We start from the raw sequence: 19966 nt of genomic DNA, 5'->3' as shown, positions 1-19966 counted from the left end.
CTTCCTACTTCCTCTTCCTGAGCGCCAGAAAGTAGATAACCAAAGCCGTAACCGCAAAGAAGAACCACTGCCCCGCATACGACAAGTGGTTGTTCGGCAAGTCCGCCGGATCAGGGATCGCGTTTTCCTTCAGCCCGCCGACCGCAGGCATCGCAACGAGGCGCGGGCCGGGGGCGATCATGCCGGTGACGTCTCCGCCCTGCCATGCTCCAGCGTTGGGCTGGAGCGACCATCCCATCACCACCAGCGCCCTGCCACCGCCCGGCAGCGTGCATTCGGCGGTCTGGGCCACGCCGGGCTCCCCTTTGGCGTTGCTTCCGGCGATGCTGCTGCGGTCGCCTACGCCCGCGCAGACGAGATGGGCGCGGCGATAGAGCAGGTCCTTGCCGATGCCTCGGGATGTCCACTCGACGGGCGCGGGGTTCTTCTGCGCGGCGGCGTAGTGGGCCAGCAGCGCTTCCTTTTCATGGAGGCGGCGCAGTTGCCAAAAGCCCATCGCGATCATCACCGCCACGGCGGCAAGGACGATGAGGGTCGCGAAGACGGGGATTCGGCGCATGTCAGGTCCTGATGCGAAAAAGGCAGCCGAAGCGGTCTTCGGCTGCCTTTTCGGAATGAACGATCTGTTCGATCAGTGCGTGGGCCAATTAATGCGTGGGATAGCCCCAGCCGCCCCAGATGTAGACCGCGACGAAGAGGAACAGCCACACCACGTCGACGAAGTGCCAGTACCATGCCGCCGCTTCGAAGCCGAAGTGCTGGCGGGGCGTGAAGTCGCCGTTGTAGGTGCGCTTGAGGCAGACGATCAGCATGATCGTGCCGACGATCACGTGGAAGCCGTGGAAGCCGGTCGCCATGTAGAAGGCCGAGCTGTAGGTGTTGCCGCCGAAGCCGAACGGGGCATGCATGTACTCGTAGGCCTGAATGCACGAGAACAGCGCGCCGAGCAGGATCGTCGCCCACAGGCCCTTCTTGAGCCCTTCACGATCGCCGTGGATCAGCGAGTGGTGCGCCCAGGTGACGGTAGTGCCCGAGCACAGCAGGATCAGCGTGTTGAGCAGCGGCAGGGCGAAGGGGTCCATGACCGCCTCGATCGCCTTGGGCGGCCACTGCCCGCCGATGACGTCCGCCAGTTCGGAGGGGAACAGCGAGAAGTCGAAGAAGGCCCAGAACCAGCCGACGAAGAACATCACTTCCGAAGCGATGAACAGGATCATGCCGTAGCGCTGGTGCAGCTGGACGACGGGCGTGTGATCGCCCGCGTGCGCCTCGTTGACGATCTTGGAGAACCACATGAACATCGAGGCCAGCAGGATCGCGAGCCCGGCCCAGGGCACGAAATGGCCGCCGGGCATCTTGTGCATGAACAGCACCATGCCGGTGGTGAAGGTGAAGGCGCCGATGGTCGTCGCCAGAGGCGCGATGTCGGGCGGAAGAATGTGGTAATCGTGGTTCTTCGTACCTGCCATGGTGCCTTCGTCCCCGTTCATCCAATCTCGTGTGCCGTCTGCCGCCCTGTTTTATCATGGCCGACGGTTCTTGGTACTTCGCTTAACTGCCCGTGCGCGGATGGTCCAGTGCCTTTGCGTCCTCCACCCGCGTGACGTGGAAGGTATAGCTCAGCGTGATCTGCTGCACGTCCTTGTTGTCCGGGTCGGTCAGGATCGCCGGATCGACGTAATAGAGCACCGGCATGCGCACTTCCTCGCCGGGCTTCAGCGTCTGCTCGGTGAAGCAGAAGCACTGGATCTTGTTGAAGTAGCGCGCGGCCTGTTCGGGCTCGACGTTGAAGCTGGCGGTGCCGGTGACGGTCTTGTCGCTGTCGTTCTTGGCCCAGAACAGCGCCATGTCGCGGGCGCCGATCGAGACCGTGTCGGTGCGCTGCAGCGGCTTGAACTGCCAGGGCATGTTGCGCTCGACATTGGCGTCGAAGCGGATCGATATCGTCCTGCCGCTGTCCTTGACGGTGGCCGCCTTGGCCTCGTCGGCGCGCTGGGTGGTGCCGCCGTAGCCGGTCACCTGACAGAAGATGCGGTAGAGCGGCACCGACGCGAACCCCAGGCCGAGCATCGTCAGCGCCGCCGAAGCGGCCGTCAGCGCGACCTTACGGTTGGAGCGGGGTTCGCCCTTCCCCGCCATCAGCCCATCTTCACGATCGAGATGAAGAACACCAGCACCACGAAGGCCGCGAGGCTGAGGCCGAGGGCGCGGTTACGGCTGCGGCGGATCTGTTCGATGGTCTTCTCGGTCATGGAACGTCCTCAAAGCGGAATGTAGCGATCGACCACGAGCGCGGCGAACAGGGCGAAAAGGTAGAGCACCGAGTAGGCGAACAGCTGCTTCTCGGGCTTCATGGCATCGTCATCGCCGCTGCGCGTGCGCAGTCCAACGCGGATCGAGAGGGCGAGGAACACCGTGGAGAGCGCCAGCGCCGAAACGCCGTAGATCGCGCCCGCGTGCTCCTTGCCCGGCAGCCACCATGGCAGCGCGCTGAGCGGCAGCAGCAGCACGGCGTAAGCGAGGATCTGGCGGCGGGTCGAACGTTCGCCCGCGACGACCGGCATCATCGGGATGCCGACCTTGGCGTATTCGGTCTTCACGAAAAGCGCGAGCGCCCAGAAGTGCGGCGGCGTCCAGAAGAAGATGATCGCGAAGAGTACGACCGGCATCGTCGAGATGTGGCCGGTCGCGGCGATCCAACCGATCAGCGGCGGAAACGCGCCCGCGCCGCCGCCGATGACGATGTTCTGCGGCGTGCGGGGCTTCAGCCAGATCGTGTAGATCACGGCGTAGTAGACGATCGAGATCGCAAGGATCGCGGCAGCCAGCCAGCTGATCGCGAAGCCCATCAGGAACACCGATGCCGCGCACAGGATACCGGCAAAGTCGCGCGCGGTGGTGCGATCGAGCCGTCCCTGCGGCAGCGGGCGCTTGGCGGTGCGCTTCATCCCGGCGTCGATGTCCGCTTCCCACCACTGGTTGAGCGCGGCGGCGCCGCCTGCGCCCATGGCGATGCACAGGATCGCGGTAAAGCCGAGGACGGGGTGGATGCTTTCAGGCGCGGCGAGCAGGCCGCACAGGCCGGTGAAGATCACCAGGCTCATCACGCGCGGCTTGGTCAGCGCGATCAGGTCGCGCCAATCCGCAGGGGCCGCGTTGGCGGCAGGAATCGAATTCGTGGGGGTCATGATGGGCCGCCCATACACCCGGGGACCGATTCAGGCGAGTGCCAGAACGTCTCAGCCCCATCCGGTGAAGGTTAGCGGCCGCCCCGGAAAGGTCCGGGGCGGCCGCAGGGGATCAGTGGTGCACCGTCTCGCCGATGACCGGAAGGGTCTCGAACTGGTGGTACGGCGGCGGGCTGGAGAGCGTCCACTCAAGCGTGGTCGCGCCTTCGCCCCAGTAGTTGTCACCCACCTTCTTACCGGCGGTGAAGGCGTAGATGATGTTGATGAACCAGATCACGAGGCTGAAGGCCATAACCATGTAGCCCACGGTCGCGATGTGGTTCCAGTGGGTATAGGCTTCCGCGTAGTCCGGATAGCGGCGCGGCATGCCCTGCAGGCCCAGGAAGTGCATCGGGAAGAAGATCATGTTCACGCCCACGAAGAAGATCCAGAAGTGGACGTGGGACAGGAACTCCGAGTGCATGCGGCCGCTCATCTTCGGGAACCAGTAGTAGAACCCTGCGAAGAGCGCGGTCACCGCACCCAGCGACAGCACGTAGTGGAAGTGCGCGACGACGAAGTAGGTGTCGTGCACGACGTCGTCGATACCGCCGTTGGCGAGGTAGACGCCGGTGACGCCGCCCACGGTGAACAGGAAGATGAAGCCCATCGCCCATACCATCGGCGACTTGAACTCCACCGAACCGCCCCACATCGTGGCGATCCACGAGAAGATCTTCACGCCGGTCGGCACCGCGATGACCATGGTGGCGGCGGTGAAGTACATCTTGGTGTTCACCGAAAGGCCGGTGGCGTACATGTGGTGCGCCCACACGATGAAGCCGACCACGCCGATCGCGACCATCGCGTAAGCCATGCCGAGGTAGCCGAACACCGGCTTCTTCGAGAAGGTCGAGATGATCTGCGAGATGATGCCGAAGCCCGGCAGGATCATGATGTAGACTTCGGGGTGGCCGAAGAACCAGAACAGGTGCTGGTAGAGCACCGGATCACCGCCGCCCGAAGCGTCGAAGAAGGTGGTGCCGAAGTTGCGATCGGTCAGCAGCATGGTGATCGCGGCGGCAAGGACCGGCAGCGAGAGCAGCAGCAGGAACGCGGTCACCAGCACCGACCACACGAACAGCGGCATCTTGTGGATGGTCATCCCCGGCGCGCGCATGTTGAAGATCGTGGTGATGAAGTTAATCGCGCCCATGATCGAGCCGGCACCGGCAAGGTGCAGCGCGAAGATGCCGAAGTCCACTGCGGGCCCGGGCGAACCGCTGGTCGAGAGCGGGGCATAGACCGTCCAGCCGGTGCCCGCGCCGTTGCCCGTGCCGCCCGGCACGAAGGCGGAGCACAGCAGCGAGCAGAAGCCCGCCACCGTCAGCCAGAAAGAGATGTTGTTCATGCGCGGGAACGCCATGTCCGGCGCGCCGATCATGATCGGCACGAACCAGTTGCCGAAGCCGCCGATGATCGCGGGCATCACCATGAAGAACACCATGATGAGGCCGTGCGCGGTGATCAGCACGTTCCAGGTGTGCAGCGTGGTGTTGAAGTCCGGGTTCACCGCGCCGAACCAGCGCGCGAAGGTGTCGAGGTACTGGATGCCCGGCTCGTTCAGCTCGACGCGCATCATGCCCGAGAAGGCACCGCCGATGATCCCCGCGAAGATCGCGAAGATCAAGTACATCGTGCCGATGTCCTTGTGGTTGGTCGACATGAACCAGCGCGCGAAGAACGCGGGCTTGTGTTCGGCGTGATGGCCGTGGTCTTCCGGGTGAGCCTGGAAGTGGTCAGCGGTGGTTGCCATGGTGGGGACCCTGTCCTCTCGTATCGCTATTATTCGGCTTCGGCGGTCGCTTCGCCGGCAGGCGCTTCGGAAGCAGGAGCTTCAGAAGAACCTGGGGCGGGAGCGGCGGCAGGAGCCGCAGCGGCTTCGGCGGCGGCCGCAGGCTTCTTCTGCCCGTCGATCTCCGCGCCGGCATGGGTCAGGACCCAGGCATTATACTTATCACGCGGCAGCGCCTCGACCGCGATCGGCATGTAGCCGTGCTTGGCGCCGCACAGTTCGGAGCACTGGCCGTAATAGACGCCCGGCTTCTCGATGAAGAGAACCTTCTCGTTGATGCGGCCCGGCACCGCGTCCAGCTTGAACCACAGCGAGGGCACCGCGAACGAGTGGATCACGTCGGTGGCGGTGATCTGCAGGCGGATCGGTTCGCCGACCGGCACGACCATGCGGTTGTCCACCTCGAGGTGCGACGGGCCGTCCCAGGGCTTGGAGCCGACTTCGCGGACACCGTTATTGACGGTCGGCTGGCCGGGGATGTTCAGCATGTTCGAGATCACCTCGAAGTCGCCGTTGTCCGGGTAGCCATACGTCCAGAACCACTGGTTGCCGGTGACCTTGACGGTCAGCGCGGTCTTGGGCGCGGGCTTGTACTGCTTGGCGATGAGGTCGATCGAGGGCACCGCGATGCCGATCAGGATCAGCACCGGCGCCAGCGTCCACACCACTTCGAGCACGGTGTTGTGGCTGGTCTTCGACGGCACCGGATTGGCGCGGCGGTTGAAGCGCACGATGACGATCGCCAGCAGCGCCAGCACGAACAGCGAGATGATGAGGCAGATCCACAGCAGGCCGTGGTGCAGCCATTCGCCGTATTCACCCGTAGGCGAGAACTGCTGCTGGAGGTTGATACCGCCGTCGACCGGCATGCCGATGCCCGGCGTCGGCTTCATCGGGGTATAACTTCCGGCGGAAGGAGCGGCGGCGTCCTGCGCCATTGCAGGCGCGGCGAACGTCAGCACGCTGGCGAGAGCCCCGTTAAAGGATAGTCCAAGGGCTCTGCGAACCCTTCCTGCACCAATGGAAATCTTGCCCAATGTCATGGTTTTTTGCGCTTCCACTTCCTTCGAACGCCCGTGCCGTATCAACGACTTCAAGCGCACCCCTGTCATGGCGGCGTTTTTCGCCCCCTTTGGGCCGGGCTATACGCGGCCTTGCCGCCCGTCTCAAGCGCCTCTAGGGGAATTTTTGCCGCAAGCGCCAGACGAACTGTGCGCGAACACTCGAAAAACGCTCCAGAGGTATAGTTGCAAATGCTCGAAGAAGAGGTCCTCGCCGAATTCCGCGCCTGCAAGGCGCTGCTGGAAGGACACTTCCTGCTGTCGTCCGGCCGCCACAGCGCGTACTATCTTCAGTGCGCCCGCGTGCTGATGAACCCCGACCGCGCCGCGCGTCTTGCCGTAGCGATCGCATCCAAGCTGCCGCACGACATCCGCAAGCAGATCACCAAGGTCGTCTCGCCCGCGATGGGCGGCGTCATCATCGGCCAGGAGATGGGCCGCGCCCTCCAGGTCGACGCGATGTTCGTCGAGCGCCCCACCGGCACGTTCGAACTGCGCCGCGGCTTCTCGCTGGAACCGGGCGACAAGGTGCTGATGGTCGAGGACGTGGTCACCACCGGCCTGTCCAGCCGCGAGGCCATCAAGGCCATCGAGGAAGCCGGCGGCACCGTGATCGCGGCGGCTTCGCTGGTCGATCGCTCGGCCGGATCGGTGGATCTGGGCGTGCCGTTCTTCCCGCTCGTGGCGCTGAACTTCCCGACTTACGCGCCCGACGAACTGCCGCCCGAACTCGCCTCCTCGCAGGCGGTAAAGCCCGGCAGCCGCGCCCAGTAATTCTTGTTATCGGATGATCCCATGAACGTGCTCAAGCCCGCCCGCCTGCGTCTCGGCGTCAACATCGACCATGTCGCGACGATCCGTAACGCGCGCGGCGGCGAGCATCCGGACCCGGCCCGCGCCGCGCAGATCGTGGCGCGCGCCGGGGGCGACGGCATCACCGTCCACTTGCGCGAGGATCGCCGCCACATCCGCGACGACGACCTCTTCCGCGTCGCGGAGGCGACCGGCCTGCCCATCAACCTGGAGATGGCCGCCACCGACGAGATGCTGGAGATCGCTCTCCGCCACCGCCCCCATGCCGCCTGCATCGTGCCCGAACGGCGCGAGGAGCGCACCACCGAGGGCGGTCTCGACGCGGCAGGCCAGCACAACCGCCTCGCGCCGATCGTCGCACGTCTGTCTGACGCGGGAATTCGCGTCAGCCTGTTCATCGCCCCCGAGCCGCGCCAGATCGAAGCGGCGATGAAACTCGGCGCTCCGGTGGTGGAGTTCCACACCGGCGAATATGCCCATGCCGAGGGCGAGCAGGTCGCGCACGAATTGCGCCGGATCGTCGACATGTCGGCGCTTGCGGCCAAGAACGGCATCGAGCCCCACGCCGGGCATGGCCTGACTTACGAGAACGTCCAGCCCATCGCGGCAATTCCGCAACTGGCGGAACTCAACATCGGACACTACCTCATCGGCGAGGCGATCTTCATCGGGCTGGAAGCCAGCGTGAAGAAGATGCGCGCGCTGATGGACGAGGTGCGGTGATGACGAAGCAAGCGGGAGCCCGGGCATGATCATCGGTCTCGGCTCGGACCTGTGCAACATCGAGCGAATCGCCAATTCGCTCGAACGCTACGGCGACCGCTTTCTGGGTCGCGTCTTCACCGAGGTGGAGCGCGCCAAGGCCGCCCGCCGCCCGCACACCATCGCGGGCACGCTGGCCAAGCGCTTCGCCGCCAAGGAGGCGTTTTCCAAGGCGGTCGGAACCGGGTTCAAGGCGGGCGTGTTCATGAAGGACATCGGCGTCGTCAACGCTCCCTCCGGCGCGCCGACGCTGGCGCTGACCGGCGGCGCGAAGGAACGGCTGGATTCCATGATCCCCGCAGGCCATGAAGCCGTGGTTCACCTGACACTCACGGACGACCACCCATGGGCGCAGGCCTTCGTGATCATCGAAGCGCGCCCTCTCTCCTAATCGCCGAGTTTCCCCCCGCATGACCGAACAGACCGCCCGGCCAGACTCCCTCGAACAGGCCAAGCCGGCAAGGCAGCCCCGCACCACCAACTGGTGGCAGGAGCTACGCGGCCTCTTCCTCATGCTGCTGGGCGTGCTGGCATTCCACTCCCTGGTGGCCAAGCCGTTCTACATCCCCTCGATCTCGATGATGCCGGGGCTGCTGGTGGGGGACCGGCTAGTGGTGTCGAAGTATCCCTACGGCTGGAACTGGTCGTCGCTGAGCTTCCACCTGCTGCCGCGCTCGACCACGCGCATCCTCGGCTCCACGCCCGCCTATGGCGACATCGTCATCGTCGTGCCCGGCAATCGCAAGGCCGACCTCATCAAGCGCGTCGTCGCCCGTCCGGGAGACCGCATCGCCGTGATCGACGGCCGCATCCGCCTCAACGGCAAGTTCATCCCGCGCGAGATCGAGCCGCCGGTGCAGATCCCCGCCGACGACAAGCTGACCTGCGAAGGGCAGGAGCCGGGCCACTGCTACGACGGCTTCGAGCAATACCGCACCCGCCTGCCCTCCGGCCGCGAGGTCTACGAACTGCCGACCTACCGCGAGACGTTGCCCAACGGGGCCAGCTATCAGGTGATCGACTATGTCACGCAGAGCCTCGACAACTATCCCGAGGTCACGATCCCCGCAGGCCACGTCTTCCTGATGGGTGACGACCGTGACCGTTCGGCGGACAGCCGCGCGCCGTTCACCACCAATTGGCAGGGCCAGCCCGACGGCGGCCTCGGCGGTCCGGTGCCGCTGTCCGACATCGGCGGACGGGCGGAGTTCATCACCTTCTCGCTCGATGGCTCGCAAAGCTGGAACCCGCTGACCTGGTGGAGTTCCATGCGCGACGGACGGGCCTTCACCAGCCTGCGCCCGCGCGTCGATCCCGCCAAGGCGTACTGACCGGGCATGGCGCGCAAGTTCCTCTACGTCATCGCGGGACTGACGGTAGCGGTGCTGGCGCTGATGCTGGCCCTGTGGTTCTGGTCCGAGGACCTGACCGAGATGGCCTTCGTGCCCAACGTTTCCTTTGCGGAACAGCAGGCGCTGCCGCCCGAATCGTGGAACAACCCGACGATGTGGGTCGCGCGGCCGGGCCTGAAGGACGATCCCTCCTCGTGGCTCCCTCCCGGCATCGAGGCCCCCAAGACAAAACTCCCGGTCGCGGTCTTCTTCGTCCACCCCACCAGCTACATCGCACGTGACGCCTGGAACGCCGCGCTGGACGACACAGTCAGCCGCGACCGCGCGAACCTCTTCGTCCAGGGCATGGCCAGCCCGTTCAACGAGGGCGAAGTCTGGGCGCCGCGCTACCGGCAGGCCGCCGTCGGGACCTTCCTGACCGCAAAGCCCGAAGCCGCGCAGGCGATCGACCTTGCCTACGCCGACGTGCTCGCCTCATTCGAGATATTCACGCGCAACCTGAGGCCGGACCAGCCGATCGCGCTGGCGGGCCATAGCCAGGGCGCGTTCCTGCTGCGCCGCCTGATGCGCGACCGCATCGCCGGGACGCCGCTGGCGCAGCGCCTCGTCGGGGCATGGGTGATCGGCTGGCCGGTCTCGCTGGAGCATGACCTGCCGAAGATGGGCGTCCCCGCCTGCGAGCGCGCGGACGAGCCCGGCTGCATCGTCAGTTGGCTTTCGGTCGCCGACCCGGCGGATACCGCGATGCTGCTCAAGGCCTATGCACGGCGCACCGGGCTCGACGCGAAGTCGGTGGCGGGCAGCGCGTTCCTGTGCACCAATCCGCTGACGGGCGTGCCCGGCAGCGCCGCAGGGGCCGAGGCGAACCTCGGCACCCTCGTGCCCGACTTCAAGGCGCGGAGCGGAAACATGGCCGCGCAGGTCGTTCCCGCGACTTGCAGCCCCGACCACTTCCTCCACATCGGCCCGCCGCCCAAGCTCGACCTCGGGGCCTATGTGCTGCCGGGCAACAACTATCACCTCTATGACGTGACCCTGTTCTGGGCGAACCTCAGGGCCGATTTCGAAAGGCGCACCCAAGCGTGGCTGGCGAAGCAGCAAAAGTGACTCCGACCACCAGCGCGCTGGAGTTCCGCGAGGCCCTGCCGAACAAGGGCGCGCTGCTCGGCCTCGACCTCGGCACCCAGACCATCGGCACCGCGTTCTGCGATGCCGGCTGGCGTATCGCCTCGCCCGGCAAGACGATCAAGCGCGGCAAGTTCGGCGCCGACAAGGCGCTGATGGAAGACCTGATCCGCGAACGCTCGGTCAAGGGCATCGTCATCGGGTTGCCGCTGAACATGGACGGCTCCGAAGGCCCGCGCGCGCAATCGAGCCGCGCCTATGCCCGCAACCTGTCGGTGCTGGGTTTGCCGATCCTGCTGTGGGACGAACGCTGGTCCACCTCCAGCGCCGAGCGCGGCCTCATCGAACAGGACATGAGCCGCGCCAAGCGCGCCACCCGTATCGATTCGGCAGCGGCGGCAGTGATCCTGCAAGGCGCCGTCGATGCGCTGGCTGGCGGGCTGTTCTAGAGGGGCGTTGGACAGAATTGCCGTAGGCGCCCTAACTGCGGTCCTCGCCTGATCCTCCCTGTCGCGCAGCGATGGGGAGGGGGACCGCCGACGCAGTCGGTGGTGGAGGGGAAAACCCCTCCGTCAGCCCTGCGGGCTGCCACCTCCCCATCGCTGCGCGACAGGGAGGATATATGGCAGTTCCCCACCCAAGCCGGACCTTCCGCTCCGCCTGACCCTGCCGAAACCCCGCCACCTCAACCCAGCGTCAGCACCACCGTCAGTCCCGCGCGCGGCGCGGTGTCTTGCAGCACATGCCGCTGTGCGTCAGCGCGAGCGCGGTCGAGGATGGCTGGCGCCACGCGCGGATCGTGGATGACGACATCGGCAGCGCCCAGCAGACGGGCCTGGCGCAGCGTCAGGTCGTCGGGATCATCGCTGCCAAGGGTGATTTCCACAAGCTCGCCCTCATCGGCGATGGCGTCCTGCAACCAGCCGTCGACTCGCTCAGCGCTGCTCGCGACAAGCGGATCGAGCATTCCGCCCGCCGTCAGCGCCGCATCCAGCGCACGGCGGCGGTCGCCTGCTTCGGGGAAGCGTTCGCGTAAGCGGCCACGCGCGGCCTGCAAGGCGCCCGCCAGCACCCCCAGCGATTGCGGCAGCAGCGCTTCCAGCCGCAGCCGCAGCTGCTTGGCAAGACCCGCCGAAGCGCCTCCGGTCCCCACCGCGATCAGCACCGGCGAACGGTCGAGGATCGAAGGCACAGTGAAATCGCACAAGGCCGGACGGTCGGTGGCGTTCACCAGCATTCCCGCGCGGCGAGCCCCCGCGACGTCCGCCTCAGCCTGCGCGTCCTCCTCATGGACGATAAAAGCCAGCCTTGCGCCGGCCGCCGCGCCTTCGGAAATGTCGGTGTGGACCACGCCCCCCGCGCGCTCGACCAGCCGACGCTTGGCTGTGGCCGCCTCCCCCTGCCCCAGCACGACGACCGGGCGCCCGGCAATGCGGTGAAAAAGGGGAAGCGCTTCGATCATGCTGTCAGGCGTAGCCCGCCCACCCCGCTGCGACTAGGCGATAAATTGCCAAGTCTCGCTCCCCTCCCCCCTTCGATAAGCTCAGGATGAGCGGGAGGGGTTGGGGGTGGGCCTTTGTCCTTCAGTCCAGCCAGGCCGGAACCTGCTCGGCGGCGAGGATCGTGGCAGGTTCGATGCGGTTGGCGACAAGCGCCCACTTGTCGCCATCGACCATAACCTCGGGCACCAGCGCGCGGCTGTTGTAGGTGTTCGCCATCGTCGCGCCATAGGCACCGGCGGTGCGGAACACGCCGAGGTCGCCCGCCTTAACCACGTCGATTTCGCGCGCCATGGCGAACGTGTCGGAGCTTTCGCAGATGGGGCCGACGATGTTCGCGGTCATCATCTCGCCCGAGGGGTGCACGGCCGCGAAGTCGTGCCAGGCATCGTACATCGCCGGGCGGGCGAGGTCGTTCATCGCCGCATCGACGACGATCCACGGATTCGTCGTGCCCTGCTTGACGCGCACCACTTCGGTCACGAGCACGCCCGAATTGCCGGTGATGACGCGGCCCGGCTCGAACATCAGGGTGACGCCCCAATCCCCGGCGACCTCGGCCACCATGCGGCCGTAGTCTGCAGGCGTCGGCAGATCGTCGGTCGCCTTGTAAGGCACGCCGAGACCGCCGCCGAGATCCATGTGGGTGACGGTCAGGCCCTGCGAACGCAGCGTCTCCATCAGCGCACCCATCTTGATGAACGCCTGGCGCGAGGGTTCGAGGTCGCTGATCTGGCTGCCGATGTGGACGGCAAGGCCGCGCATCTCCAGCCCCGGCAGCGCCGAGAGACGTTCGTAGATCCCTGCCGCGCGGTCGTAAGCGACGCCGAACTTGTTCTCGGCCTTGCCGGTCGAGATCTTGGCGTGCGTGCGTGCGTCAACGTCCGGATTGACGCGCAGGGTGCAGGTGGCCCTGGCGCCCAGTTCCGCAGCGATCTCGGAGAGTTCGACGCCCTCTTCCTCACTCTCGAGATTGAACTGGCCGATCCCGGCGCGAACGGCAGCGGCCAGTTCGGCGCGCGTCTTGCCAACGCCGGAGAACACCACGTCCCCGGCCTTCATGCCCGCCGCCAGCGCGCGGTTCATCTCGCCTTCGGATACGACGTCCGCGCCGTAGCCTTCCTTGGCCAGCAGGCGCAGGACGGCGAGGTTCGGGTTGGACTTCACCGCGAAGGCGATGTGGATGCTGGGCAGCGCGGAGAGCGCCTCGCGGAAGACCCTGGCGTGGCGCGAGAGTGTGGCGCGCGAATAAACGTAGACCGGGGTGCCGACTTTGCGGGCGATATCGGCCAGCGGCACCTGTTCGGCGTTCATCGCGCCGTCTGTGATTGCAAAATGATCCATGGAATTTTCTTACTCGGGCTGGCCGGATGCGGCTGTAGTCGGGTCGGGCTGCGGGGCTTCGGGCGGCGGCAGGTCGAACGGGTCGTCCTGACGTTCCTCGGAGCGGGTCCGCAGCTCGACGCTGCGCTCGGGGATAGCGATGGTCGGCGTGGTCAGAAGTTCCGAGGCCGCCGGTTTGTCCGCGCGGCCGTAAGGCGCAGGCGGCATCTGCTGCCCCGGTTTCAGGCCGAGCGCCGACTTCTGCCCGCACGCGGCCAGGCTGAGGAGCACCAGAACGACGCCAACCGAATACCCTGGGGCCTTCTTCATCAACCTATTTACTCCAGACCGAGCGAAACGCGGGCATCGGCCACGCGCAGACGCACCTGCTCGGGCGCGGTGCCGCCATGCGAACTGCGCGCGGCGACCGATGCCTCGACCGAGAGCGCCTTGAATACGCGCTCGTCGATGCGGCTGTCGATGGCCTTGAGGTCTTCCAGCGGCAACTGATCCAGCGGCACCCCGCGGCTCTCGGCCAGCTTGACCGCGGCGCCGGTGATGTGGTGCGCCTCGCGGAAGGGAATGTCGGCCTGGCGCACCAGCCAGTCGGCCAGATCGGTCGCGGTGGCGAAGCCCAGTTCGGCGGCGGCGCGCATGCGGTCGGTCTTGAAGCGGGTGTCGGCTACCATGCCGGTCATCGCCGCGATCGACAGCGCCAGCAGGCCCGCCGCCTCGAACACCGGCGGCTTGTCGTCCTGCATGTCCTTGGAATAGGCGAGCGGCAGGCCCTTCATCGTCATCATCAGGCTCATCAGGCAGCCGGAGATGCGGCCCGAATGCCCGCGCACCAGTTCGGCGGCGTCGGGGTTCTTCTTCTGCGGCATGATCGAACTGCCGGTGGACAGCGCATCGGGCAGCGCCACGAAGCCGAACGGCTGGCTGGCCCAGATGATGAATTCCTCGGCCAGACGCGAGAGGTGCAGCGAGCACTGGCTAGCCGCCATCAGGTAATCGAGCGCGAAGTCGCGGTCGGACACCGAATCGAGGCTGTTGTCGGTCGGCCCGTCGAAGCCGAGCGCCTGCGCGGTCATCGTGCGATCGATCGGGAAACCGGTCCCGGCCAGCGCGGCGGCGCCCAGCGGGCTGCGGTTCATGCGCTTCCTCGCATCGGCGAAGCGCGAACGGTCGCGGCCGATCATCTCGTAATAGGCCATCAGGTGGTGGCCCAGCGTCACCGGCTGCGCGGTCTGCAGGTGGGTGAAGCCGGGCATGATGCTGTCGGCATGTTCGCCGGCGCGGGTGACCAGCGCAACCTGCAGCGCCTGCAGGCCCGCATCGGCCTGGTCCATCGCATCGCGCACCCAGAGGCGGAAGTCGGTGGCGACCTGGTCGTTGCGCGAGCGCGCGGTGTGGAGTCGCCCGGCCGCCGGACCGATCAGCTGCGCGAGGCGCGACTCGGTGGTCATGTGAATGTCCTCGAGGTCCCAGTCCTCGGGCACGCCATGGGCTTCGTACTCGGCGGCGACGGCATCGAGGCCATCGCGGATGGTCACCGCATCGGCGTCCGAAACGATACCGCAGGCGCCCAGCATCGCGACGTGGGCCTTGCTGGCGGCGATGTCCTGACGCCACAATGCCTTGTCGAAGGGAATCGAGGCGTTTATCTCGCGCATGATTGCCGACGGTCCCTGTGCGAACCGTCCGCCCCACATTGCATTGGAGCCTGTCGCCTTGCTGTCTTCCCGTTCGCTCAAGTCGCTCGTCCTGTGTTCGCTGGCCGGGGCCTCGGCCCTCGTGATCGCGGGTTGCGATAGTAAAGGGAACAAGGACGCGCAACCGGCGCCTTCCGAAGAAGCGAAACAGGCTGGCCCGGCGCAGGCGCCCGAAGCAGGCGGCAAGCTCGATCGCTCGCACAAGGGCGAGCCGATGCCGACCGTCAGCCTGGTCGACAACACCGGCGAAAGCCTCGACCTTTCCTCGTTCAAGGGCAAGCCGCTGCTGGTCAACCTGTGGGCCACGTGGTGCGCACCGTGCATCGCGGAAATGCCCACGCTGAACAAGCTGATCGACCGCGAGGGCGAACTGGGCGTGACGATCCTGCCGATCTCTCAGGACATGGGCCAGACCGACAAGGTCGTCGAGATCCTGCGTCGCCGCGAACTGGAGCAAATCCAGCCCTGGGTGGACGAGCAGGGCGACCTCGGCTTCCAGTACGGGGGCAACCTGCCGGTCACCATCATGTTCGACAGGCAAGGCAAGGAAGTGTGGCGCTATACCGGCGGCAATGACTGGACCTCGCCCGAGGCGCTCAAGCTGATCGCCGAAGCGAAGTAAAGCCGGGACCGCAGCGCCGGCCCGCTGCTACCTTTTCTTCTTCGTCGCCTTCTTCTTGGTCTTGGCCGACGTCGCGGGCTTGCTGGCACAGGGCCATTGCGTGCGCGTCGCCGCGAAGACGAGGTCCGACGCGGATTCGCTGCGCTTGTCCGGGTTATCGGAAAGATAGGCCACCGTCGCACGGCGCAACTCGGCGATCGTCACATCCCCGGGGATGCAGGTCTTCGCCGTGCTGGTCCGACGAACCGTGTTGAACGCATCGACGGCGCCGGTGATATAGGCGATGCATTCGTAGGTGTTCTCGACATACGTGTTGCTGCCGCGATCAGCGGTGCAGACCTTGTAGAGTTCGTTGCCGGTATAGAAGCTGGCGTCGGCGGCGACGGGAAGCAGCCCCAGCGGCGCCGCCACGGCCAGGCAGGCCAGCCTGGTCACCAGATGTGCAGATGGCATTTTCACGTGTCTCCAACAGGCACGCCGGACATTCGGTCCGAATGCCGCGCCCGTCAATCAACTCGGCGGCAGGGAGAATGTGCCCAGCTTCGATCCGACCGGAGGATAGCCCGGCGGGATTTGGCCGGTAAGCCAGATCAGCCGCCCGTGCGCCGCATCGGGGTGGATGGCGAAACGGTCCTCCACCTCGCCGATCAGCGGCAGGCTCCGGCTCCGCAGCCGGGCCGCCGCCGCTGCCGCATCGCGAACCTTGAAGACGAGATGGCAGATGCCCTTCACCTCGGCAGCATAACGCGCGGCGGATGAACCGGGTGCGCCTTCCAGCGCCTCGATCACGGTGTCGCCCATGGCAAAGGCGGCGCAGCGCCCTTCGGGCAGGTCGCGTTCGCCGATCGCGGACCATTCGAGCCCGTTCCCGAACAGCGCTCGCGCCTCGGCCAGCGAGGGGGTGCTGACACCGACCGCCTGCAGCCCCTCGATACCGAGTGGATGATCCCCGCAAGGACGCCATGCCGGATCGCGGCGCGGATCGTTCGGCATGTCCTGCTTCACGATCTCCAGCCGCATTCCCAGCATCTGGCCCTTCGGCACGAGGAAATAGTGCGCTTCCATTCCGGGATCGTAGAACCGCTTGAAGCCGCGCGCGGCGAACCACGCATCCGCCTTGCCGAGATCGGCCACCTTGAGCGCCAGCCCGATCCAGCGCCCCGGCGCCGCCGAACGGCGCAGCATGTCGCCCAGCGGGTTGCCTTCCACCGTGCCGGGACCAGCGGGCGCGATCGGGATGACCATGGTGTCGCCTATCATCAGCAGCGATTCCTCACGGTCAAGGCCGAGCTTTTCCGTCTCCGGCGTGACGAGTATCTCGTAAGCGGTCTGCGCGCCGAACACCTCCCGGAAGAAGGCATCGCAGGCGGGGCGCTGTGCGTTGTCGGCCAGCGCCCAGCTCACATGGACGAGGGGGAATTGCATGAAGTCTTTCCGCTATACCGCAGGGGGCTTCGACAAGCTCAGCCTGAGCGGGGATTGGGAGGTTTGCACTACCCCCGCTCACCCTGAGCTTGTCGAAGGGTCACGGCTGAGCCTGTCTAAGCCCCCTCAGTACGTTTTCGGCGCTCCCGTCCCCATGAACTTCGCGAGGTTCATGTGCAGCGAGGCGACCGAGCGTTCCATGTAGGGATTGGGCTGCGCGCCCCGGAAACCGACGTTCTTCATCCCCTGCTGCACCGCCGCCATGTTGGCGAAGTCCTGCTGAAGCACCGGCGGCCAGTCGGCGGGCTCGGTGTATTCCCAGTCGGTCTGCGGCGCCTCCCCTTCCGGCCAGAGTTCGTAGACCGCCGCCTCGAAGATGCACTTGTCGGGATCGGTGCCATAGGGCCGCGCCTGATAACACAGCATGTTGTTGACCGCATGACCGATCTGGAAGTTCGGGAAGATCTGCCAGGCCGTGCCCGCCTGTGCGGTGTGCAGCGGATCGACCTGCGCCCAGACGACGCCGCGCGCCGCGTCCTCGGCCTTGGCGGTCTGTATCCAGTATTTCGAGACTTCGGCCGCCGGGGTGCCCTCGGGCAGTTCGTCCTTGAGGCGGTTCGCCACGCCCACCAGCGTCATCGTGGTGTTGGTGTTGGCGTTGGCCCAGGTGAAGTTCTGCATGTCCGCCGTGGTCAGGCGCGGGTCTTCACCGGCACCGAGGCGCAGCTTGCCGGAGTCTTCCTCCTGCCCCTTGGGCGCCTCGTAGCCGATGTTGGAATGCAGGCCCTGGTTGCGCGCCCAGCCTCGAAACTGGCCGAATTCCATGAATTCCGGATGCGTGGTGGAGACGTGGTAGGTCTCGCAGAAGGCCTCCATCGCGACCTTCCAGTTGCATTCGAACACCACCCACTTGCGCCAGCGCGGGCGCATGTTCTGAAGGCCGTAGGGATCGAGCATCGTCGCGGCCGGATTGAGATAGTCCGCCAGCGGCATCGCATCGGGATCGAGGGTGATCCAGAGCCAGCCGCCCCACGTCTCCACCCGCACCTTGCCGAGATCGGCACGGCCGGCGCACAAGTGCCCCTGCCAGTCCGCCTCGTGCTCGACGTAGGTATTCGCGCCGTCGAGGCCGAACGTCCAGCCGTGGTAGCCGCAGATCAGCGTCCGGCGGTTGCCCCGCGCGTTGCGCTGGCCGGGAGGGGTATCGACCAGCTTGCGCCCCCGGTGCGGGCAGACGTTGTGGAAGGCGTGAATCTCGTCCGCCGAGGCGCGCACCACGATCACCGAATCGTGGACGATGTCGAAGGTGATGAAGTCGCCCACTTCGGGAATGTCCTCCACCCGGCCAGCCTGCAGCCAGACCTTGCGCCACAGCTTGTCCACTTCGGCGCGCGCGTATTCGGGGGAGACGTAAGCCTCGGCAGGCACGTTGACCGGGGCGACCAGTTCCTCCGGCGCCTGAACGATCTTGCCGATTTCGCCCATGGATATCCTCGTTCCTGCTTGTTCGGGTTTGCGGCCGTTATCTCATTATCGGCATGGCGGGGCAAACCGCCGGGGCGTTCCTTCAATGTGCGGCATAGGCGGCCTTGCCTCTTGGCAGCGTGCCGATCGCCACGCTGCTGGCGGCCATGAAGGCCAGCGCCAGCCACAGGAAGCCCGCATAGCTGCCGGTCCGGTCATAGAACTGCGCGGCGGCGAGCGGCCCGGTCGCAGTGCCGATCGACAATGCCGCCAGCAGTCCGCCATAGAGCCCGCCGAAGTTCCGCAAGCCGAAATGGCGGGTGAGCAGGTAGACGACGACGTCGATCTCCGCCCCCAGCGTCAGCCCGATCAGCGCCGAGGCCGCGCCCATCGCCCACAGCGATCCGCCGCCGAGCAGGAGCAGCAGGCACCCCAGCACCGGCAGCAGGAACACCGCCGCGCCGACCAATGAGGCGGGCAGACGGTCGAGCAGCGCTCCCGTCCCCAGCCTCCCCGCCAGCGAGAACCAGCCGACGAACGAGGCGATGGCGGCAGCCGTCATCGGGCTCGCCCCGGCGTCGCCGAGGATCGCAGTGAAGTGGACCACCAGCGCGATCACGGTGAAGGTGAACAGCAGGCTGGCGACGAACAGGCGGTGGTAGACGCTGGAGGTCAGCCCTTCGCGCAAGCTGGCGCCGGGAAGATCGGCGGGGCGCGATACGGCATCCTCGGCGGTTTGCCTGCGGCCCTTGTCGTAGCGGCCATGGAAGAACACGAAGATGACCGGGAAGGCAATCCCCAGCCAGATCGCCGCTTGCACCGGAAACGCTCCGCGCCAGCCCAGCGCGCCGATCAGCCATGTCGCCATCGGCGGGAACACCCCCGCCGCGATCGAAGCGCCGCACAAGGTTACCGCGAAGGCCATGCCCCGCGACACCGTGAAGCGCGAGGCGACCGCGCTCGTCCATACCGAGGCCTGCACCGGCAGGGCCGCCAGCGCAACGAGGCCCCAGAGCAGATACCAGTTCAGCAGCGATCCGTCGGCCGTGCCCAGCAGGGCGAAGGCGAGGCCCAGCAGCACCAGCCCGATCACGCCGAAGCGGCGCGGGCCGAAGCGGTCCACGGCAAGGCCGATGAACACCCCGCCCACCGCCTGCACCAGCGTCGCCAGCGTCAGGCCGAAGGTGACTTCGGTGCGGCTCCAGCCGAACTCGGTGGCGACGGGGCCATAGAACGGGCCGATGCCGTAGATGTGAATGACGCTGGTGGCATAACCCAGCCCCGCCGCCACCGGCAGCAGTGGATGCGCGCGCCATTCGTCGCGGGCGGTTGGAGATGTGGGGGCGTGCACCTCAGTTCTCGTACCGCAAGTCCACATGCGTGGCCTCGCCGTTCGGGCCCATCGGCGAATCGTACTCGATGCAGGTCACGACCGGATTATCGTGGCTCGCGAACAGCCTCTCCTCGTCCGCCTTGGTCATCGGCAGACGCTCGGGCGCGGAGATGATCGCCTGCGAGCGCTCGAAATCCTCGCGGCTGTTCCACCAGATTTCCATGATGCAGTCGTAGCCCGGATCGTGGATCTGCCCGGTGATCGGGTTCTTCTCCGGCACCAGATAGCGCCGCACGTAGCGCACCGCATTGGGGATCGCAGGCTTGGCGCCGGACTTCTTCGCCAGCTGCGAGTGCTGGTTCTCGTAGTAGGCCATGAATTCGTCCATGGTCATGTCCGCGCGCTTGCGGAAGAAGCAGATCTGCTTGAGCATCGAGGGGCTCCCTTAAAGAC

At 66.3% G+C, this 19966-nt stretch carries 23 protein-coding genes; 7 read left to right on the top strand and 16 right to left on the bottom strand.

Features of this window, described 5'->3' with window-relative positions; genetic code table 11:
• Positions 1 to 4: 4 nt before the first annotated feature.
• From QRN25_RS00565 to coxB, 7 genes are all read right to left on the bottom strand, one after another.
• Entirely contained in the window at positions 5 to 559 is a 555-nt protein-coding gene (locus QRN25_RS00565; RefSeq protein ID WP_285016769.1) for an SURF1 family cytochrome oxidase biogenesis protein, read from the bottom strand.
• A gap of 88 nt (positions 560 to 647) precedes the next feature.
• Complete coding sequence (locus QRN25_RS00560) at positions 648 to 1469, bottom strand: cytochrome c oxidase subunit 3 (RefSeq protein ID WP_008831555.1); 822 nt, start codon at positions 1467 to 1469, stop codon at positions 648 to 650.
• A gap of 82 nt (positions 1470 to 1551) precedes the next feature.
• The gene (locus QRN25_RS00555) at positions 1552 to 2139 is read right to left on the bottom strand and encodes a cytochrome c oxidase assembly protein (RefSeq protein ID WP_285016767.1); all 588 of its coding nucleotides are present in this window, start codon (positions 2137 to 2139) and stop codon (positions 1552 to 1554) included.
• The gene (locus QRN25_RS26430) at positions 2139 to 2252 is read right to left on the bottom strand and encodes a cytochrome c oxidase system small membrane protein (RefSeq protein WP_502910396.1); all 114 of its coding nucleotides are present in this window, start codon (positions 2250 to 2252) and stop codon (positions 2139 to 2141) included. The genes QRN25_RS00555 and QRN25_RS26430 overlap by 1 nt, the downstream gene beginning before the upstream one ends.
• Before the next feature lie 9 nt (positions 2253 to 2261).
• Positions 2262 to 3188, bottom strand: coding sequence for a heme o synthase (locus QRN25_RS00550; RefSeq protein WP_285016766.1), 927 nt, complete (start codon positions 3186 to 3188; stop codon positions 2262 to 2264).
• A gap of 112 nt (positions 3189 to 3300) precedes the next feature.
• Positions 3301 to 4983, bottom strand: coding sequence for a cytochrome c oxidase subunit I (ctaD, locus tag QRN25_RS00545; protein ID WP_008831552.1), 1683 nt, complete (start codon positions 4981 to 4983; stop codon positions 3301 to 3303).
• Between the two features lie 29 nt (positions 4984 to 5012).
• Positions 5013 to 6065 (bottom strand): cytochrome c oxidase subunit II, encoded by a 1053-nt coding sequence (gene coxB, locus QRN25_RS00540; RefSeq protein ID WP_502910395.1) that lies wholly within the window; start codon positions 6063 to 6065, stop codon positions 5013 to 5015.
• A gap of 210 nt (positions 6066 to 6275) precedes the next feature.
• On the opposite strand from coxB, the gene pyrE reads away from it, so the two are divergent.
• The 6 genes from pyrE to ruvX are packed head-to-tail and all read left to right on the top strand — an operon-like array spanning position 6276 to position 10584.
• Positions 6276 to 6857, top strand: a complete 582-nt coding sequence (gene pyrE / locus QRN25_RS00535) for an orotate phosphoribosyltransferase (RefSeq protein WP_008831550.1) — start codon at positions 6276 to 6278, stop codon at positions 6855 to 6857.
• A 21-nt stretch (positions 6858 to 6878) separates the two neighbouring features.
• Positions 6879 to 7619 carry a pyridoxine 5'-phosphate synthase gene (locus QRN25_RS00530; RefSeq protein WP_285016763.1) on the top strand — a complete coding sequence of 247 codons (741 nt, stop codon included), beginning with the start codon at positions 6879 to 6881 and terminating at the stop codon, positions 7617 to 7619.
• Positions 7620 to 7644: 25 nt separating this feature from the next.
• The gene (gene acpS, locus QRN25_RS00525; protein WP_069708861.1) at positions 7645 to 8049 is read left to right on the top strand and encodes a holo-ACP synthase; all 405 of its coding nucleotides are present in this window, start codon (positions 7645 to 7647) and stop codon (positions 8047 to 8049) included.
• Between the two features lie 19 nt (positions 8050 to 8068).
• The gene (lepB, locus tag QRN25_RS00520; protein ID WP_008831547.1) at positions 8069 to 8989 is read left to right on the top strand and encodes a signal peptidase I; all 921 of its coding nucleotides are present in this window, start codon (positions 8069 to 8071) and stop codon (positions 8987 to 8989) included.
• Positions 8990 to 8995: 6 nt separating this feature from the next.
• A complete protein-coding gene (locus QRN25_RS00515) occupies positions 8996 to 10117 on the top strand; it encodes a DUF3089 domain-containing protein (protein WP_285016759.1) in 1122 nt (373 codons plus the stop codon).
• The gene (ruvX, locus tag QRN25_RS00510; protein WP_036529458.1) at positions 10093 to 10584 is read left to right on the top strand and encodes a Holliday junction resolvase RuvX; all 492 of its coding nucleotides are present in this window, start codon (positions 10093 to 10095) and stop codon (positions 10582 to 10584) included. The genes QRN25_RS00515 and ruvX overlap by 25 nt, the downstream gene beginning before the upstream one ends.
• Positions 10585 to 10820: 236 nt before the next feature.
• Here ruvX and QRN25_RS00505 read toward each other — a convergent pair whose 3' ends face one another.
• The 4 genes from QRN25_RS00505 to argH form a co-directional block, all read right to left on the bottom strand.
• Positions 10821 to 11597, bottom strand: coding sequence for a precorrin-2 dehydrogenase/sirohydrochlorin ferrochelatase family protein (locus QRN25_RS00505; protein WP_285016756.1), 777 nt, complete (start codon positions 11595 to 11597; stop codon positions 10821 to 10823).
• 121 nt (positions 11598 to 11718) lie between these two features.
• The gene (gene lysA / locus QRN25_RS00500; protein ID WP_285016755.1) at positions 11719 to 12978 is read right to left on the bottom strand and encodes a diaminopimelate decarboxylase; all 1260 of its coding nucleotides are present in this window, start codon (positions 12976 to 12978) and stop codon (positions 11719 to 11721) included.
• A 9-nt stretch (positions 12979 to 12987) separates the two neighbouring features.
• On the bottom strand, positions 12988 to 13287 hold the full coding sequence (locus tag QRN25_RS00495; protein ID WP_271180851.1) for a hypothetical protein: 300 nt from the start codon (positions 13285 to 13287) through the stop codon (positions 12988 to 12990).
• 8 nt (positions 13288 to 13295) lie between these two features.
• Positions 13296 to 14669 carry an argininosuccinate lyase gene (gene argH / locus QRN25_RS00490; RefSeq protein WP_285016843.1) on the bottom strand — a complete coding sequence of 458 codons (1374 nt, stop codon included), beginning with the start codon at positions 14667 to 14669 and terminating at the stop codon, positions 13296 to 13298.
• Between the two features lie 19 nt (positions 14670 to 14688).
• Between argH and QRN25_RS00485 the strand changes: the two genes are divergently transcribed.
• Positions 14689 to 15291, top strand: coding sequence for a TlpA family protein disulfide reductase (locus QRN25_RS00485; protein WP_285016754.1), 603 nt, complete (start codon positions 14689 to 14691; stop codon positions 15289 to 15291).
• 27 nt (positions 15292 to 15318) lie between these two features.
• Here QRN25_RS00485 and QRN25_RS00480 read toward each other — a convergent pair whose 3' ends face one another.
• The 5 genes from QRN25_RS00480 to QRN25_RS00460 form a co-directional block, all read right to left on the bottom strand.
• The gene (locus QRN25_RS00480) at positions 15319 to 15744 is read right to left on the bottom strand and encodes a Rap1a/Tai family immunity protein (protein ID WP_285016752.1); all 426 of its coding nucleotides are present in this window, start codon (positions 15742 to 15744) and stop codon (positions 15319 to 15321) included.
• A 57-nt stretch (positions 15745 to 15801) separates the two neighbouring features.
• Positions 15802 to 16716, bottom strand: coding sequence for a glyoxalase (locus QRN25_RS00475; RefSeq protein ID WP_285016751.1), 915 nt, complete (start codon positions 16714 to 16716; stop codon positions 15802 to 15804).
• Between the two features lie 126 nt (positions 16717 to 16842).
• Positions 16843 to 18201, bottom strand: a complete 1359-nt coding sequence (locus QRN25_RS00470) for an aromatic ring-hydroxylating oxygenase subunit alpha (RefSeq protein ID WP_285016750.1) — start codon at positions 18199 to 18201, stop codon at positions 16843 to 16845.
• 82 nt (positions 18202 to 18283) lie between these two features.
• The gene (locus tag QRN25_RS00465) at positions 18284 to 19531 is read right to left on the bottom strand and encodes an MFS transporter (protein WP_285016748.1); all 1248 of its coding nucleotides are present in this window, start codon (positions 19529 to 19531) and stop codon (positions 18284 to 18286) included.
• A gap of 1 nt (position 19532) precedes the next feature.
• Positions 19533 to 19946 (bottom strand): EthD domain-containing protein, encoded by a 414-nt coding sequence (locus QRN25_RS00460; RefSeq protein ID WP_285016746.1) that lies wholly within the window; start codon positions 19944 to 19946, stop codon positions 19533 to 19535.
• Positions 19947 to 19966: the final 20 nt, after the last annotated feature.

Source organism: Novosphingobium sp. fls2-241-R2A-195 (assembly GCF_030209485.1).
GTDB classification, from domain to species: Bacteria; Pseudomonadota; Alphaproteobacteria; order Sphingomonadales; family Sphingomonadaceae; genus Novosphingobium; species Novosphingobium resinovorum.
This window is presented reverse-complemented; position numbering and strand designations above follow the sequence as displayed.

What these genes read in the sequence shown, in the direction of transcription:
- QRN25_RS00565 (WP_285016769.1), bottom strand. Translation starts at nt 559, where the DNA reads ATGCGCCGAATCCCCGTCTTCGCGACCCTCATCGTCCTTGCCGCCGTG.
- QRN25_RS00560 (WP_008831555.1), bottom strand. Translation starts at nt 1,469, where the DNA reads ATGGCAGGTACGAAGAACCACGATTACCACATTCTTCCGCCCGACATC.
- QRN25_RS00555 (WP_285016767.1), bottom strand. Translation starts at nt 2,139, where the DNA reads ATGGCGGGGAAGGGCGAACCCCGCTCCAACCGTAAGGTCGCGCTGACG.
- QRN25_RS26430 (WP_502910396.1), bottom strand. Translation starts at nt 2,252, where the DNA reads ATGACCGAGAAGACCATCGAACAGATCCGCCGCAGCCGTAACCGCGCC.
- QRN25_RS00550 (WP_285016766.1), bottom strand. Translation starts at nt 3,188, where the DNA reads ATGACCCCCACGAATTCGATTCCTGCCGCCAACGCGGCCCCTGCGGAT.
- ctaD (WP_008831552.1), bottom strand. Translation starts at nt 4,983, where the DNA reads ATGGCAACCACCGCTGACCACTTCCAGGCTCACCCGGAAGACCACGGC.
- coxB (WP_502910395.1), bottom strand. Translation starts at nt 6,065, where the DNA reads ATGACATTGGGCAAGATTTCCATTGGTGCAGGAAGGGTTCGCAGAGCC.
- pyrE (WP_008831550.1), top strand. Translation starts at nt 6,276, where the DNA reads ATGCTCGAAGAAGAGGTCCTCGCCGAATTCCGCGCCTGCAAGGCGCTG.
- QRN25_RS00530 (WP_285016763.1), top strand. Translation starts at nt 6,879, where the DNA reads ATGAACGTGCTCAAGCCCGCCCGCCTGCGTCTCGGCGTCAACATCGAC.
- acpS (WP_069708861.1), top strand. Translation starts at nt 7,645, where the DNA reads ATGATCATCGGTCTCGGCTCGGACCTGTGCAACATCGAGCGAATCGCC.
- lepB (WP_008831547.1), top strand. Translation starts at nt 8,069, where the DNA reads ATGACCGAACAGACCGCCCGGCCAGACTCCCTCGAACAGGCCAAGCCG.
- QRN25_RS00515 (WP_285016759.1), top strand. Translation starts at nt 8,996, where the DNA reads ATGGCGCGCAAGTTCCTCTACGTCATCGCGGGACTGACGGTAGCGGTG.
- QRN25_RS00505 (WP_285016756.1), bottom strand. Translation starts at nt 11,597, where the DNA reads ATGATCGAAGCGCTTCCCCTTTTTCACCGCATTGCCGGGCGCCCGGTC.
- lysA (WP_285016755.1), bottom strand. Translation starts at nt 12,978, where the DNA reads ATGGATCATTTTGCAATCACAGACGGCGCGATGAACGCCGAACAGGTG.
- QRN25_RS00495 (WP_271180851.1), bottom strand. Translation starts at nt 13,287, where the DNA reads ATGAAGAAGGCCCCAGGGTATTCGGTTGGCGTCGTTCTGGTGCTCCTC.
- argH (WP_285016843.1), bottom strand. Translation starts at nt 14,669, where the DNA reads ATGTGGGGCGGACGGTTCGCACAGGGACCGTCGGCAATCATGCGCGAG.
- QRN25_RS00480 (WP_285016752.1), bottom strand. Translation starts at nt 15,744, where the DNA reads ATGCCATCTGCACATCTGGTGACCAGGCTGGCCTGCCTGGCCGTGGCG.
- QRN25_RS00475 (WP_285016751.1), bottom strand. Translation starts at nt 16,716, where the DNA reads ATGCAATTCCCCCTCGTCCATGTGAGCTGGGCGCTGGCCGACAACGCA.
- QRN25_RS00470 (WP_285016750.1), bottom strand. Translation starts at nt 18,201, where the DNA reads ATGGGCGAAATCGGCAAGATCGTTCAGGCGCCGGAGGAACTGGTCGCC.
- QRN25_RS00460 (WP_285016746.1), bottom strand. Translation starts at nt 19,946, where the DNA reads ATGCTCAAGCAGATCTGCTTCTTCCGCAAGCGCGCGGACATGACCATG.